We start from the raw sequence: 14,062 nt of genomic DNA, 5'->3' as shown, positions 1-14,062 counted from the left end.
ACCGTCGGGTAGTGCCCGCGTCCAGCGACGGCAACCCCGCGGCGCATACCGGCGCCCGGTCCCAGCCGCTGCGCAACCTCTGGCGGCTGCGACCCTACCTGCGCCCGTACGCGATGGAGTTCGCCTGGCTGCTGATCGCGGCGCTTGCGGCCACCGCGGCGAGCCTGGCCGTTCCGCTCGTGGTGCAGCGGGTGGTCGACGGACCGGTGGCCCGGCACGACGAGGCCGGGCTGCTCCGGCTCGGCGCGCTGGCGCTGCTGCTCGGCGTGGCCGAGGCGGTCCTCATCTTCATCCGCCGCTGGACGCAGTCGTCGTCCTCGGTCGGCATGGAGGCCGCCATCCGCGCCGACATCTACGCCCACCTGCAACGGCTTCCGGCCGGCTTCCACGACCGCTGGCAGTCCGGCCAGTTGCTGTCCCGGATCACCAGCGATCTCTCGGTGATCCGGCGGTTCCTCTCCTTCGGGCTGCTGTTCCTGGTGCTCAACCTGGTCACCTACGCGGCGGTGGTGGCGCTGCTGATCCGGCTGCACCAGTGGCTGGGGCTGCTGGTGGCAGCCAGCGCCGTACCGCTGTTCCTGATCAGCCGCCGCTTCGCACGCCACTACCACGCGGCGTCGCGTCGCATGCAGGACCAGCAGGGCGATGTCGCCACACTGGTCGAGGAGACCGCGCTGGGGTTGCGCACCATGCGGGCGTACGGGCGCGGGCCGGAACTGGCGGCCCGGTTCGCCGTCGGCGCGCGCCGGCTGCACGACACCGGGATCGGCAAGGCGCGGCTACTCGCCCGGACCTCCGCGCTGTTCGACCTGGTGCCCAACCTGACGCTCGGCGCGGTGCTGGTGGCCGGCGCCGCGGCGGTCGCCGGCGGCGCGCTGTCCATCGGGGAGCTGGTCGCGTTCGTCAGTCTCCAGCTCATGCTGATCTGGCCGGTGCAGTCGCTGGGCTGGATCATCGCCAACGGCCAGGAGGCCGCGACCGCCGCCGACCGGATCCAGGAGGTGCTGGACACACCTCCGACCATCGTGGATGCCCCGCACGCCCGGTCGCTCGACCGGGGCGAGGTGCGCGGCCGGCTCCGCTTCGAGGCGGTCGGCTTCCGCTACCCCGGCACGTCCGGCCCGGTGCTGCGCGACCTCGACCTGACAGCCGAGCCGGGCGAGACGATGGCGCTGGTCGGCGCCACCGGCTGCGGCAAGAGCACGCTGCTGTCGCTGGTCCCCCGGCTGCACGAGGTGACCGGCGGCCGGATCACGCTCGACGGGTACGACGTGCGTGACCTGCGGCTGGACTCGTTGCGCCGGCTCGTCGCCGTGGCGTTCGAGGAGCCGACGCTGTTCTCCATGTCGATCTGGGAGAACCTCACGCTGGGCCGGCCGGACGCGAGCGAGGACGAGGTCCGCGCCGCGCTGACGCTCGCCCAGGCGGACTTCGCGTACGAGCTGCCGTGGGGGCTCGCCACCCGGGTCGGTGAGCAGGGGCTGTCGCTGTCCGGCGGCCAGCGGCAGCGCCTCGCGCTGGCGCGTGCGGTGCTCGGCCGGCCCGCGGTGCTGGTGCTCGACGACCCGCTCTCCGCGCTCGACGTGCACACCGAGGCGCTCGTCGAGGCGGCTCTGCGCCGAGTGCTGCGGGACACCGCGACCACGACCCTGCTGGTGGCGCACCGTCCGTCGACGGTGGCGCTGGCGGACCGGGTGGCGTTGCTCGACGACGGCCGGATCGTCGCCGTCGGCACCCACTCGGAGCTGCTGGCCCGGGTGCCCGCCTACCGGGCGGTGTTGTCCGCCGAGCCCGAGCGCCGGAGCGACGGCGTCGGCCTGGTGCGCTCGTGACCGGCCGCGCGCCGCGGGTACCCAGGCCCCGCGACGCGCGGAGCGGTGACGGGTCGACCGGCGCGCGGCACGGCGACGGTGACGACCTGTCGCGCTGGCGCGGGCGGGCCACCGACCCGGACGCCGACCGCAGCCGGGCCGAGGACTCGTCCCCGGAGGCGGTGACCCGGCTGCGTGCCCGCAGCCGGCTGCTGCTGCGCCGGCTGCTGCGCCCGCACCGGCGGGCGCTCGGGCTGGCGGTGGCACTGCTGCTGGCGCAGAACGCCGCCGCGATGTCCGGGCCGTACCTGGTCATGCTCGGCATCGACAGGGGTATCGGGCCGCTGCGGGCCGGTGATCCCGGCCCGCTGATCGCCGTCGCCGCCGCGTTCGTGGTCGCCACCGCTGTCGAGTACGCGGCCCGGCGCGCGTTCCTCACCCTCGCCGCCCGGATCGGCCAGGCCGTCCTGCTGGACCTGCGGCGCCGGGTGTACGGGCACTTCCTTCGCCTCGACGTCGGGTTCCACGAGCGCTACACGTCCGGGCGGATGGTGTCCCGGCTGACCAGCGACCTGGAGTCGATCGCCGAGCTGGTCGACGGCGGCATCGACAAGCTGGTGATGGCCGGGCTGTCAGTGCTGTCGGTGGCGGGCATCCTGCTCTGGCTGGACCTGCCGCTGGCGGCGGTGACGCTGCTCGCCTTCCCGTTCCTGTTCGTGCTGTCGCGCTGGTTCGCCCGCGCGTCGGCCGGGGCGTACCGGCGCACCCGGGAGGCGGTGGCGCTCGTCATCGTGCACTTCGTCGAGTCGCTGCGCGGCATCCGGGCCGTGCAGGCGTACCGACGGGAGGACCGCAACGACCACATCTTCGGCGCGGTGAACGACGACTACCGGCGCTCCAGCCTGAGCGCGTTCCGGCTGATCGCGATCTACTCGCCGGGCATCCGGCTGATCGGCAACCTCACCGCGGCGGTGGTGCTCGGGTACGGCGGCTGGCGGGTGCTGGGCGGCGGCGTGGAGGTGGGCGTGCTCGCCGCGTTTCTGCTCTACCTGCGCCGGTTCTTCGAGCCGATGGAGGAGCTGAGCCAGTTCTACAACTCGCTCCAGTCGGCGACCGCCGCACTGGAGAAGCTGGCCGGGGTACTCGACGAGCGCCCGGCGGTGGGCGAACCGGCGCAGCCGGTGCCGCTGCCGGCCGGGCCGCCGCGCGGGGCGGTGACCTTCCGTGCCGTCGACTTCGGCTACCGCCGCCGGACGCCGATCCTGTCCGGCCTCGACCTGACCGTGCCGCCGGGGCAGACAGTGGCGCTGATCGGGCCGACCGGCGCCGGGAAGTCGACAGTCGCGAAGCTGGTGGCCCGCTTCCACGACCCGGACGCGGGCGCGGTCCGGCTGGACGGGGTGGACCTGCGCGACCTGGCCGACGCCGAGCTGCGCCGGGCGGTGGTACTGGTGACCCAGGAGACCCACCTGTTCAGCGGTTCCGTCGCCGACAACATCAGGTTCGGCCGTCCCGACGCCGACGACGAGGCGGTGGTCGCGGCCGCGCGGGCGATCGGCGCGCACGACTTCATCGCGGCGCTGCCCGACGGGTACGCCACGGACGTGCACCGGCGCGGCGGCCGGCTCTCCGCCGGGCAGCGGCAGCTCGTGGCGTTCGCCCGGGCGTTCCTCGCCGATCCCCGGGTGCTGATCCTCGACGAGGCGACCTCGTCGCTCGACGTGCCGACCGAACGCCTGGTGCAGCGGGCCCTGCACAACGTGCTGCGCGACCGCACAGCGCTGGTGATCGCCCATCGCCTCTCCACGGTGGAGACCGCGGACCGGGTCCTGGTGCTCGACGACGGACGGATCGTGGAGGACGGCCCACCGGCCGAGCTGATCGCCGCCGACGGCCGCTACGCCGCCCTGCACCGCCAGTGGCGCGACTCCCTCCTCTAGCCCGTTCGCCCCCGCCGATCTTGCACTTGGCGCCCACGGGATACCCGATAAGCGGCTTACGCCGGGGCAGCAAGCGCAAGATCGACGGGGACAGGGGCGGGGACAGGCGAGGACGCGCGGGGTGGGGAAAGTCGTGGAGTGCGGCAGCCGGGCTGCCTACCATCGGCTGATGACCGACACCACGAGGAGCGCCCGCGGCGGCGTCCCCGAGCGTCCGAGCCTGGACGGCCTCGAGGAGACCTGGGCCCGCCGCTGGCAGTCCGACGGCACGTACGCGTTCGACCGCACGAAGGAGCGGTCGGACGTATACGCGATCGACACTCCCCCGCCGACCGTGTCGGGCGAGCTGCACATGGGACACGTCTTCTCGTACACCCACACCGACACGGTGGCCCGGTTCCAGCGGATGCGCGGGCGCACGGTCTTCTACCCGATGGGCTGGGACGACAACGGGCTGCCCACCGAACGCCGGGTGCAGAACGTGTACGGCGTGCGTCCCGACCCGGCGTTGCCGTACGACGAGGACTGGCGTCCGCCGGCCGCCCCCGTGGACGACGCGGCCCGGAAGAACCCGACGGCGATCTCCCGGCGCAACTTCATCGAGCTGTGCGAACTGCTCACTGTGGAGGACGAGAAGGCGTTCGAGGCGCTGTGGCGGCGGCTCGGGCTGTCGGTGGACTGGTCGCTGACGTACACCACGATCGGGTCGGCGGCCCGCGCGGCCAGCCAGCGCGCGTTCCTGCGCAACCTGGCCCGGGGCGAGGCGTACCAGGCCGAGGCGCCGACGCTGTGGGACGTCGGGTTCGGCACCGCCGTCGCGCAGGCGGAGCTGGAGGACCGGGAGCGGCCCGGCGCGTACCACCGGCTGCGGTTCACCGGCCCGGACGGCCGCGAGGTGCTGATCGACACCACCCGGCCGGAGCTGCTGCCGGCCTGCGTGGCGCTCGTCTGCCACCCCGACGACGAGCGGTACGCGGACCTGGTCGGCGCCGCTGCGCGTACCCCGGTGTTCGGGGTCGAGGTGCCGGTGCGCGCGCACCCGCTGGCGGACCCGGCCAAGGGCACGGGCATCGCGATGGTCTGCACGTTCGGTGACCTGACCGACGTGACCTGGTGGCGTGAGCTGCGGCTGGACACCCGCGTGGTGATCGGCCGGGACGGACGCCTGCTGCCGGAGCCGCCGGCCGGCGTGCCGGCGGAGCCCTACGCGGCGCTGGCCGGGCAGACGGTGAACGGCGCCCGGCGGACGCTGGTGGAGCTACTCGCGGACGCGGGCGACCTGGTCGGCGAGCCGCGGCCGATCACCCACCCGGTGAAGTTCTACGAGCGCGGCGACCGGCCGCTGGAGATCGTCTCGACCCGGCAGTGGTACCTGCGCAACGGCGGCCGGGACACCGACCTGCGGGAGGAACTGCTGGCCCGGGGGCGGGAGCTGCGCTGGGTGCCGGAGCACATGCGGCACCGGTACGAGCACTGGGTGGGTGGTCTCACCGGTGACTGGCTGGTCAGCCGGCAGCGGTTCTTCGGCGTGCCGGTGCCGGTGTGGTACCGGCTCGACGACACTGGCGAGCCGGACTGGTCCCACCCTCTCACGCCGGACGAGGCGGCGCTCCCGATCGACCCGAGCAGCGAGCCGCCGCCCGGATTCGAGGAGTCGCAGCGCGGCGTGCCGGGCGGATTCACCGGTGACCCGGACGTGCTGGACACCTGGGCCACCTCGTCGCTGACCCCGCAGATCGTCGGCGGCTGGGAGACCGACCCGGACCTGTTCGCCCGGGTCTTCCCGATGGACCTGCGCCCGCAGGGGCACGACATCATCCGGACCTGGCTGTTCGCCACGGTGGCCCGCTCCCACCTGGAGCACGGCGCGCTGCCGTGGCACACCGCCGTGCTCTCCGGCTGGATCCTCGACCCGGACCGCAAGAAGATGTCGAAGTCCAAGGGCAACGTGGTCACGCCGATGGCGCTGCTGGAGCAGAACGGGTCCGACGCGGTCCGCTACTGGGCCGCGAACGGCAAGCCGGGCATGGACCTCGCCTTCGACCCGGCCCAGGTCAAGGTGGGGCGCCGGCTGGCCACCAAGCTGCTCAACGCGTCGCGGTTCGCGCTCGGGCTGGGCGCCGCCGACGCGCTGCGGGCCGCGGCGACCCAACCGCTGGACACCGCGATGCTCGCCGAACTGTCCGGCGTGGTCGCGACCGCGACCACCGCCTTCGACGGGTACGACCACACGGCCGCCCTGATGGCGACGGAGGCGTTCTTCTGGCGGTTCTGCGACGACTACATCGAGTTGGTGAAGGAGCGCGCCTACGGCACCGGGCCGGCGGCCGACTCGGCCCGGGCGGCGCTGGCGACCGCGTTGTCGGTGCAGTTGCGCCTGTTCGCGCCGGTGCTGCCGTTCGTCACCGAGGAGGTCTGGTCGTGGTGGCGGTACGGGTCGGTGCACCGCGCGCCGTGGCCGACCACGTACGAGGTGGGCCGCGCGATGGAGGCGCCGGGTGACCCGGAGCTGCTGCGGCTGGCCGCTGACGCGCTGGGCCAGGTGCGACGCGCCAAGTCGGAGCGGAAGCTGTCGATGAAGGCGGACGTGCCGCTGGCCGAGGCGCTCGGACCGGCAGCCGTGCTGGACCAGCTCGGCACGGTCGCCGACGACCTGCGCGCGGCGGGCCGGATCGCGAAGCTGGACCTGCTGCCCGACCGCACCACCGAACTGGTCATCGCCTGCGCGTTCTGATCCGTCAGGTACGCCGAGGGGCGGCCGGCGTGACGCCGGCCGCCCCTCGGCGGTGCATGCCTCAGTCGGCCGCGCAGGCCGCCTTGAGCTTGTCCCGGGCGGTGGTCAGATCCGCCTTGCTCGGCGACTTGCCCGGCGCCTTGGCCCACGTGTCGGCGAGGTCGGTCATCGCGGTGGCGACCCCCTTCACCGCGGCGTTCACCTCATCGCTGCTGGTGAAGGCGTGCGTGTAGAGCGTGGCCGCGCCCGCCGAGTACTGGGCGCTGACCGCCGAGTGGCCGGCCGGCGGGCCGATCTTCTCCGCCTCGGCCACCTCCTTCAGGGCGGCCGTGATGTCCTTCTCCGCCGTCGCGCAGGTCTTCCGGGTGGCCTCGTCGAGGCCCGCCGGCGCCGGGGTCACCGGCGGCACGGAGGTGGCGGCGGGGGCGGAGGGCGCCGCCGGTCCGGCCGAGGGCTTGTCGTCGTCGCCGCAGCCGGACATGACGATCATCGCGACCGCGGCCGGAGCCAGCAGGGCGAGGCGAGCTGAACGCAAGGTGTTCTCCCCGTGTCGGTGTGCGTAGCCGCCGCAAACTAACAGACCGGACACGGCAGGGCAGAACCCGTTTTCCGCCGCTCGTGCCGGAAAACGGGTTCCGCCCCGAGGGTTCAGCTCGTCTCGCCGGCCACGCTGAACGAGCGCAGGCGGTCGATCGCCAGCACGGTGAACCCGACCGCCACCAGCCCGGTGAGCACCGCCGCGACCGGCACCGAGACGGTGGTGCCGAGCAGCGGCGTCGGCGCCATCCGGTCGGCCAGGGCGATCACCCACTGCTGGATCGACAGCACCCGGGTGCCGCCGACGAACCGGCCCAGCAGCCCTTCCCAGATCAGCACGTAGACCAGGCCGAGCAGCACCGGCCGCCGGGTCACCAGGCTGAGCGCCAGGAACAGCGCCGAGTACGCCAGCGCGCCCGCCGCCGAGGCGGCCACCAGCGCGAGTCCGAGGCGTACCGAATCGGCGAGCACGCCCGCGACGTAGATCGGGACGCCGACGGTGACCGCTGTGACGCCGGCCGCGACCGCCAGCTTCGGCAGCACGATCTGCCAGCGCGGCAGCGGCTTGGTGAGGATGTGCACGACGGTGCCGTCGTCGATCTCCGCGCCGAGCACGCCGGTGCCCACGATCAGCGCCACCACCGGCAGCACCACCGCGAGGCCGAGGCCGACGAGCACCGGCGGACCCCACTGGCCCGGGTCGACGCCGAGCGACCGGCAGAGCACCGCCAGGCCGATCAGGACCAGCGGCAACGGCAGCAGCATGAGGAACCGGCTCCGGCCGAACAGCCCGCGCGCGGTGATCCAGGTGACTGTCGACATCATGCCTCCACCAGATACGAGAAGACGCTCTCCAGCGACTCGTCCTCCGGCAGGAGCTGCCGGACCCGGATGCCGTGCCGGAGCGCGATCCGGGGCAGTGCCCGGGTGAACGCGCCGTAGTCGCCGGCCTTGACGGTCAGGCCGGTACGGTCCAGCTCGACGCCGGAGACCGACGCCTCGCCCATCAGCGCCACCGCCAGCGCACGGTCGTCGGTGGAGCGGACCGCGAACACGTGCGGCCGGTTGGTCATCAGGCGGCGGATGGTCCGGTAGTCGCCGGAGGCGGCGAGCCGGCCGGCCACCATCACCTGGACCGTGCCGGAGACCTGCTCGACCTCCTCCAGGATGTGCGAGCTGAACAGGATGGTCCGTCCCGCGTCGCCGAGCCGGTGCAGCAGCGCCATCATGTGCAGCCGCTGGCGCGGGTCCATCCCGTTGAACGGCTCGTCGAGCAGCAGCACCTGCGGGTCGTGCACGAGCGCGGCGGCGACCCGGGTGCGCTGCCGCATGCCCTTTGAGTAGGTGCCGATCCGCCGGGTCTGCGCGTCCTCCATCTCGACCAGCTCGATCGCCCGCTTCGTGGCGACCTCCGGGTCGGGCAGCCGGTGCAGCTTCGCGCTGGCGAGCACGAACTCGTACGCGCTGAGGAACGTGTGCACCGCCTCGCGCTCGCTGACCAGGCCGAGCCGCCGGTAGACGGCGGGGTTGCGCCAGGTCGGCTCCCCGTCCAGCGTCACGGTCCCCCGCGACGGGGACAGGAAGCCCGCCATCATGTGCAGCAGCGTGGTCTTGCCGGCGCCGTTGGGGCCGAGCAGGCCGGTCACGCCGGGGCCGAGCCGCATGGTGACGTCGTTGACCGCCACCACGTTGCCGTACCAGCGGGAGACACCGGCCAGGTCGAGCGTGCTCGTCGCGGCGGCGGGCGTACCGGCCGTCGACTGGGTGCTGATCGCCGTCATCGGGCGGCCACCTTCCGGTATCGCAGGAGCAGCAGGCTGACGCAGGCGGCGACCAGCAGCACGGCGACCACGGCGTAGACCGGCCCGAAGTCTCCGATCGGCATGCCGCCGCGTCCCTGGGTCAGCCGGTCGCCGAGCGCCCAGTTGCCCACGCCGCCGACGAGCGTCGGCGGGGAGGCGAGGAAGGCCAGCTCGTTGACAGTGGACGACGGCAGGATGGACAGCACGCCGACCACCGGCGTGGTCATCAGGAAGACCGCCACGATGCCGCCGGCGGCGAACGCGCGCTTGCCGGTGAGCGAGGCGACCAGCAGGGCGATCGAGGCGAACACCACCGCCCAGAGCCCGGCATAGAGCAGCCCGGGCAGCAGGTCGAGCAGTTCGTCCCACACCCCGCGTACGCCCCGGTTCGTGGTGAACGCGGCGCCGAGGAACATCACCAGCTGCGGGCCGCCGAGCAGCAGCCAGAGCGCGGTCACCAGCGCCAGCAGCTTGGACAGGGCGTAGTCGCCGCGCGGCAGCGGGCGGGAGAAGTACAGCGGCAGCACGCCGCTGCGCAGGTCGCGGGAGACCAGCTCGGGCGCGGCCACCGCGGCGAAGAAGATGACCAGCCAGCTCATCGCGTCGGCGAACTGGGCGTACGTCATCACCACCTCGCCGATCTGGCTGCGCACCGCGGTCACCCCGGCGGCCACCACGGTCACCACGGAGACGACGAGCCACGGGAAGATCTTGGCCTTGGCGCTGCGGCCCAGCCCGAAGACGGTACGCACGCCGTGCAGGTAGAGCGCGCCGAAGACCTGCCGGCGGCCGAGCCGCGGGCCGGTGTAGCGCTGGTAGCCGATGTCGTGGATGACCCCGGTCGCGTCAGACATGGCTGGGCTCCCTCGCGGCGAAGAGTTCGGCCACCCGGTGCCGTCGCTGGTCCAGCCGGTGCAGCGGCAGGTCCAGCTCGGCGACCGCGCCGAGGATCTGGTCGTAGGTGGCGTCGTCGGCGAGCGGGACGAGCAGCAGCCGCCCGTCGCGGGTCACCGGCAGGTCGAGCGCGGTGAGCCGGGCAGCCAGTTCCTCGGTGCCCTCGCTCACCTCGACGGCGAGCACGTCGGTGGCGGTGGTCATGGCGGACACCCGGTCGGCGCGCAGCAGCCGCCCGCCGTCGATGGCGACGAGCGTGTCGCAGATCCGCTCCACCTCGCCGAGCAGGTGCGAGCAGACCACCACCGAGATGCCGAACTCGGTGCCGATCCGGTGGATCAGCGCGAGCATGGCGTCCCGGCCGGCCGGGTCGAGGCCGTTCGTCGGCTCGTCGAGCAACAGCAGATCGGGATCGTGTACGAGCGCCTGGGCGAGCTTGACCCGCTGCTTCATGCCGGTGGAGTAGCCACCGACGGCCCGGTGCCGCTCCTCGTGCAGACCGACGTGGCGCAGCGCCTCGGAGGCCCGTTCCCGGGCGACGGTGCGCGGCAGCCCGCTGATCCGGCCCAGGTGGGTGACCAGCTCGGCGGCGGACAGGTCGGGCGGGAGGGCGTCGTGCTCGGGCATGTAGCCGACCCGGGCACGGACCGCGGCGGGGTCGGTGGTGGGGTCGAGGCCGAGCACCTGCACCCGGCCGCTGGTCGGCGGGAGCAGACCCAGCAGGATCTTGATCAGAGTGGACTTGCCGGCGCCGTTCGCGCCCACCAGCCCGATGATCCCCGGCTCGACCGACACGGTGAGGTCGGCCAACGCGGTGACCCGGCCTCCGTACGTCTTGGTCAGCGACTCGGTCGCGAGCAGTGTCACGCCGTTCAGCGTAGAACTCCGGCGCCTCGCCGGAGCCGCTCCTGACCCCTGCGATCCCCTGATCCTCGGCCCTCGCAGCCCCTAGGTGGCGGGAACGGGGTAGCGGGGTGGCGACCGCTCCGGGATGCTGCCACCGGGTGAGGCGACTCGACGGGGGGCGGCATGACCGACGGTACGGACCGCACGATGGTGAGCGTGGTGGTGCCCACGTACAACTGCGGCGCGAACCTCGATCCGCTCGTCGCGTCGCTGCCGAAGCAGGGGCTGCCGCCCGGTTCGTACGAGGTGATCTTCGCCGACGACGGGTCGACCGACGGCACCCCGCAGCGCCTGGACGAGCTGGCCGCCGCCGACCCGCACGTACGGGTCCTGCACCTGGAGCACTCGGGCTGGCCGTCGCACCCACGCAACCGAGGGCTGGAGCAGGCGCGCGGCGAGTACGTCTTCTTCGCCGACGACGACGACTGGTTCGGCGACGAGGCGCTGGCCCGCCTGCACGCCTGCGCCCGGGAACACGACGCGGACATCGTCATCGGGCGGATGATCGGGCACCGGCGGGGCGTACCGCGGGAGCTGTTCCGGGAGAACCGGTTCGGCGTCACGCTGGCGAACGCGCCGCTGGCCGACAGCATGACCTGCCACAAGCTGTTCCGGCGGTCCTTCCTGGACCGCCACGGGCTGCGGTTCCCGGAGGGCCACCCGCGCCGCCTGGAGGACCACCGGCTGATGGCGGCGGCCTACCTGCTGGCCGGGCGCGTCTGCGTGCTGGCCGATCACCCCTGCTACCACCACATCCGCCGGGCGGACGCGGGCAACGTCACCGCCACCCGGATGGACCCGGCCGAGTACTACGCGGCGCTGCGGGAGGCGCTGGACATCGTGGACGCGAACCGGTCGCCCGCCGCGACCCGCCTCCGCCTGCAGCGGCGCTGGCTGCGCAAGGAGATGCTGAGCCGGCTGCGCGGGCAGACCCTGCTGAGCGCGCCGGAGCAGTGGGCCGACCAGGTGGCCGGCGAGGTCGGCCGGCTCGTCGAGGAGCGCTTCACGCCGGAGGCGGTCGCCGGGTTGCCGCCGATGTTCCAGGTGATCGCGCACCTCGCCGCGCGGGGCCGGGTGGCGGACCTGCGCCGGCTGGCGGAGTGGGAGGTGAGCGTCCGGGCCCACGCCTCGGTCGGCGGATGGCGGGTCCAGGGGCGGACGCTGACCGTCACCGTCGACGCCCACCTGCGCGCCGGTGACGAGCCGCTGCGCTTCGACGAACAGGGGCTACCGGTGCTCCCGGTGGCCGACGCGGCACCGGCCGGGGTCGTGATGCGGGCCGGCGGGGCGCGGACCGACGTCGTCGTCCGCCGCCGGGAGACCCGGGAGGAGTTCTTCCTGCCGGTGGCCGCCACCACCGAGCAGGTCGACACCGGCGAGGTGCGCCACCGCAGCACCGCCACCGTCGACTTCGCGGAACTCAACGGTGGCCGGACCCGGGGCACCTGGGAGGTCCGGGCCCGGGTGATCCAGGCCGGCTGGGCGCCGGACGTCCGCCTGCCGCTCGTGGTGCGCTGCGCAGCCGACGGCGGCCCGCCCCGGGTGGAGGACTCGCGCCGGCTCCCGTCCCGGATCCGTCGCGCGGTCCGTCGGATCCGGGACCGCGCGCTCGGCCGGTCGGCGCGCTCCGGCAGCCGTTCGCACGATCGACCGGCGGCGGCACACCGGTAAGGATTCGGTGACCCCGGTTCGTCCTCGGCGCGGTCGCCGGACACGCGATCACCGGGAGGCGGGTGGCGCTCTCGACCGATCGCCGGTGGGCTGCGAAACTGTGTGCCGACCGGCGAGTTGGGGGTTCGATGAGCAACGGGTGGCTGCTGCCCGAGGACGTTCTGCGGGATGCGCCGTCGTACGCGCCCAGACCCGCTGAGCTGGCCGATCTCCAGTTGTTGCTGAGTGGGGCGTACGCACCGCTCACCGGTTTCATGAGCCGGGCCGACCTGGCCTCGCTGAACCGGCGCGGCCGACTGGCCGACGGCACGCCGTGGCCGGTGCCGGTGACGCTCCAGGTGCCGGCGGCGCTCGCCGACGGGCTGGACCCGGCCGACCCGGCCCGCCGGGCGGTGGTGCTCACCGACGGTGAGGGCGCACCGGTGGCGGCGATGGACGTGACCGACGTCTGGCCGGGCCGCGAGGGCATGGTGGGTGTCGGTGGCGCGGTGCGCCGCCTGGGCGACGGCGGCCACGGGCCGTTCCAGCGGCTCCGGCGCGGCCCCGACGAGGTACGCGGACTGCTGCCGCCGGGCCGGGTGCTCGGCGTGTTCGCCGACCGTCCGCTGCACCGGCCGCAGCTGGCGCAGATCGCGCATGCGGCCCGTACGCTCGGCGCGCACCTGCTGGTGATGATCCCGATCGGCGAGGAGTCGATCGCCGGACTGCCGGCCGAGGCGCTGGTGCGCAGCGTGTTCGCCGCGCGCGACCGGATGCCCCCGGCGACGCTGGTGGCGGTGCCGCTGGCCCGGCGGCGCGACGAGATCAGCGACGCGCTGCTGCGGGCCCGGGTCGCCGCCGCCTACGGGGTGACCCACCTGCTGTCCACCGAGGGCATGCTCTCCGGCGCCGGCCTGCGCGTGCTGGTGCCCCGCGAGCTGGCCTACGACAACCGGGACGGGCAGTGGCGCTGGCGTGAGGACATCCCGCCGCGCAACCGGCGGCTGGCGCTGAGCACGCGGGAGATCGACGACCTGCTGGACCGGGGATTCCCGCTGCCCGAGTGGCACACGCCGCCGGCGGTGGCGAAGGAACTGTCCCGGGCACGCCCGCCGCGGCGGCACCGGGGCCTGGTGATCTTCCTGACCGGCCTGTCCGGCTCGGGCAAGTCGACCATCGCCCGCGGGCTGGCCGACGTGCTCCGCGAGCAGGGCGACCGCACCATCACGCTGCTCGACGGCGACGTGGTGCGGCGGGAACTCTCCGCCGGGCTGGGGTTCAGCAAGGCCGACCGGGATCTCAACGTACGCCGGATCGGCTGGGTGGCGGCGGAGATCGCCCGGCACCGGGGCGTCGGCATCTGCTGCCCGATCGCGCCGTACGCGGCGGCTCGCGCCACCGCCCGGGAGATGGCCGAGACGGCCGGGGCGGGGTTCCTGCTGGTCCACGTGGCGACGCCGCTGGCGGTCTGCGAGCAGCGCGACCGCAAGGGCCTGTACGCCCGCGCCCGGGCCGGCCTGATCACCGGGATGACCGGCATCGACGACCCGTACGAGGAGCCCACCGACGCCGACCTGGTGGTGGACACCTCGGATCTCAGCGTCGAGGAGGCCATCGGGAAGGTGATGGAGCACCTTACCGAGACCGGCTGGGTGGAGCCCCGCCTCCAGCCCGCCTGACCTCCGGCCGCCGGACGTGTCCGGCCCTGCGCGCACCTCGACCGCCGTCGTCCGGCCTTCCGGACGGCGGCGGTTTCGCATCGCCGTCGCTGCGCGGTAGTGTTCGTCT

The 14,062-nt window shown here is 73.8% G+C and carries 10 protein-coding genes; 5 read left to right on the top strand and 5 right to left on the bottom strand.

Translation table 11 applies throughout. From position 1 onward, the window contains the following. Positions 1 to 11: 11 nt before the first annotated feature. The 3 genes from OC439_RS26815 (at position 12) to valS (ending at position 6,485) form a co-directional block, all read left to right on the top strand. Positions 12 to 1,832, top strand: coding sequence for an ABC transporter ATP-binding protein (locus OC439_RS26815; RefSeq protein ID WP_262015851.1), 1,821 nt, complete (start codon positions 12 to 14; stop codon positions 1,830 to 1,832). Next, positions 1,829 to 3,751, top strand: a complete 1,923-nt coding sequence (locus OC439_RS26810) for an ABC transporter ATP-binding protein (protein ID WP_410054962.1) — start codon at positions 1,829 to 1,831, stop codon at positions 3,749 to 3,751. Before OC439_RS26815 ends, OC439_RS26810 begins: the two co-directional genes overlap by 4 nt. 169 nt (positions 3,752 to 3,920) lie before the next feature. After that, the gene (gene valS / locus OC439_RS26805; protein WP_262015850.1) at positions 3,921 to 6,485 is read left to right on the top strand and encodes a valine--tRNA ligase; all 2,565 of its coding nucleotides are present in this window, start codon (positions 3,921 to 3,923) and stop codon (positions 6,483 to 6,485) included. Between the two features lie 61 nt (positions 6,486 to 6,546). Here the strand turns inward: valS and OC439_RS26800 are convergent, their stop codons facing one another. From OC439_RS26800 to OC439_RS26780, 5 genes are all read right to left on the bottom strand, one after another. Further along, positions 6,547 to 6,975, bottom strand: coding sequence for a hypothetical protein (locus OC439_RS26800; protein ID WP_315985950.1), 429 nt, complete (start codon positions 6,973 to 6,975; stop codon positions 6,547 to 6,549). Positions 6,976 to 7,133: 158 nt separating this feature from the next. Next, on the bottom strand, positions 7,134 to 7,844 hold the full coding sequence (locus OC439_RS26795) for an ABC transporter permease subunit (protein ID WP_262015876.1): 711 nt from the start codon (positions 7,842 to 7,844) through the stop codon (positions 7,134 to 7,136). Further along, a complete protein-coding gene (locus tag OC439_RS26790; RefSeq protein ID WP_262015848.1) occupies positions 7,844 to 8,803 on the bottom strand; it encodes an ABC transporter ATP-binding protein in 960 nt (319 codons plus the stop codon). Before OC439_RS26790 ends, OC439_RS26795 begins: the two co-directional genes overlap by 1 nt. Further along, positions 8,800 to 9,678, bottom strand: coding sequence for an ABC transporter permease (locus OC439_RS26785; RefSeq protein ID WP_262015847.1), 879 nt, complete (start codon positions 9,676 to 9,678; stop codon positions 8,800 to 8,802). Before OC439_RS26785 ends, OC439_RS26790 begins: the two co-directional genes overlap by 4 nt. Beyond that, positions 9,671 to 10,585 carry an ABC transporter ATP-binding protein gene (locus OC439_RS26780; RefSeq protein WP_013288493.1) on the bottom strand — a complete coding sequence of 305 codons (915 nt, stop codon included), beginning with the start codon at positions 10,583 to 10,585 and terminating at the stop codon, positions 9,671 to 9,673. Before OC439_RS26780 ends, OC439_RS26785 begins: the two co-directional genes overlap by 8 nt. A gap of 162 nt (positions 10,586 to 10,747) precedes the next feature. Between OC439_RS26780 and OC439_RS26775 the strand changes: the two genes are divergently transcribed. Next, the gene (locus OC439_RS26775) at positions 10,748 to 12,295 is read left to right on the top strand and encodes a glycosyltransferase family 2 protein (RefSeq protein ID WP_262015846.1); all 1,548 of its coding nucleotides are present in this window, start codon (positions 10,748 to 10,750) and stop codon (positions 12,293 to 12,295) included. A 128-nt stretch (positions 12,296 to 12,423) separates the two neighbouring features. Beyond that, positions 12,424 to 13,953, top strand: a complete 1,530-nt coding sequence (gene cysC, locus OC439_RS26770; protein ID WP_194801334.1) for an adenylyl-sulfate kinase — start codon at positions 12,424 to 12,426, stop codon at positions 13,951 to 13,953. The last annotated feature ends 109 nt before the right edge of the window (positions 13,954 to 14,062 follow it).

The sequence above is a fragment of the Micromonospora sp. Mcm103 genome (assembly GCF_024519755.1).
Taxonomy (GTDB): domain Bacteria; phylum Actinomycetota; class Actinomycetes; order Mycobacteriales; family Micromonosporaceae; genus Micromonospora; species Micromonospora aurantiaca.
The sequence above is the reverse complement of the archived record's forward strand: the minus strand, read 5'-3'. Positions and strand labels throughout refer to the sequence as shown.

What these genes read in the sequence shown, in the direction of transcription:
- valS (WP_262015850.1), top strand. Translation starts at nt 3,921, where the DNA reads ATGACCGACACCACGAGGAGCGCCCGCGGCGGCGTCCCCGAGCGTCCG.
- OC439_RS26800 (WP_315985950.1), bottom strand. Translation starts at nt 6,975, where the DNA reads ATGATCGTCATGTCCGGCTGCGGCGACGACGACAAGCCCTCGGCCGGA.
- OC439_RS26795 (WP_262015876.1), bottom strand. Translation starts at nt 7,844, where the DNA reads ATGTCGACAGTCACCTGGATCACCGCGCGCGGGCTGTTCGGCCGGAGC.
- OC439_RS26790 (WP_262015848.1), bottom strand. Translation starts at nt 8,803, where the DNA reads ATGACGGCGATCAGCACCCAGTCGACGGCCGGTACGCCCGCCGCCGCG.
- OC439_RS26785 (WP_262015847.1), bottom strand. Translation starts at nt 9,678, where the DNA reads ATGTCTGACGCGACCGGGGTCATCCACGACATCGGCTACCAGCGCTAC.
- OC439_RS26775 (WP_262015846.1), top strand. Translation starts at nt 10,748, where the DNA reads ATGACCGACGGTACGGACCGCACGATGGTGAGCGTGGTGGTGCCCACG.
- cysC (WP_194801334.1), top strand. Translation starts at nt 12,424, where the DNA reads ATGAGCAACGGGTGGCTGCTGCCCGAGGACGTTCTGCGGGATGCGCCG.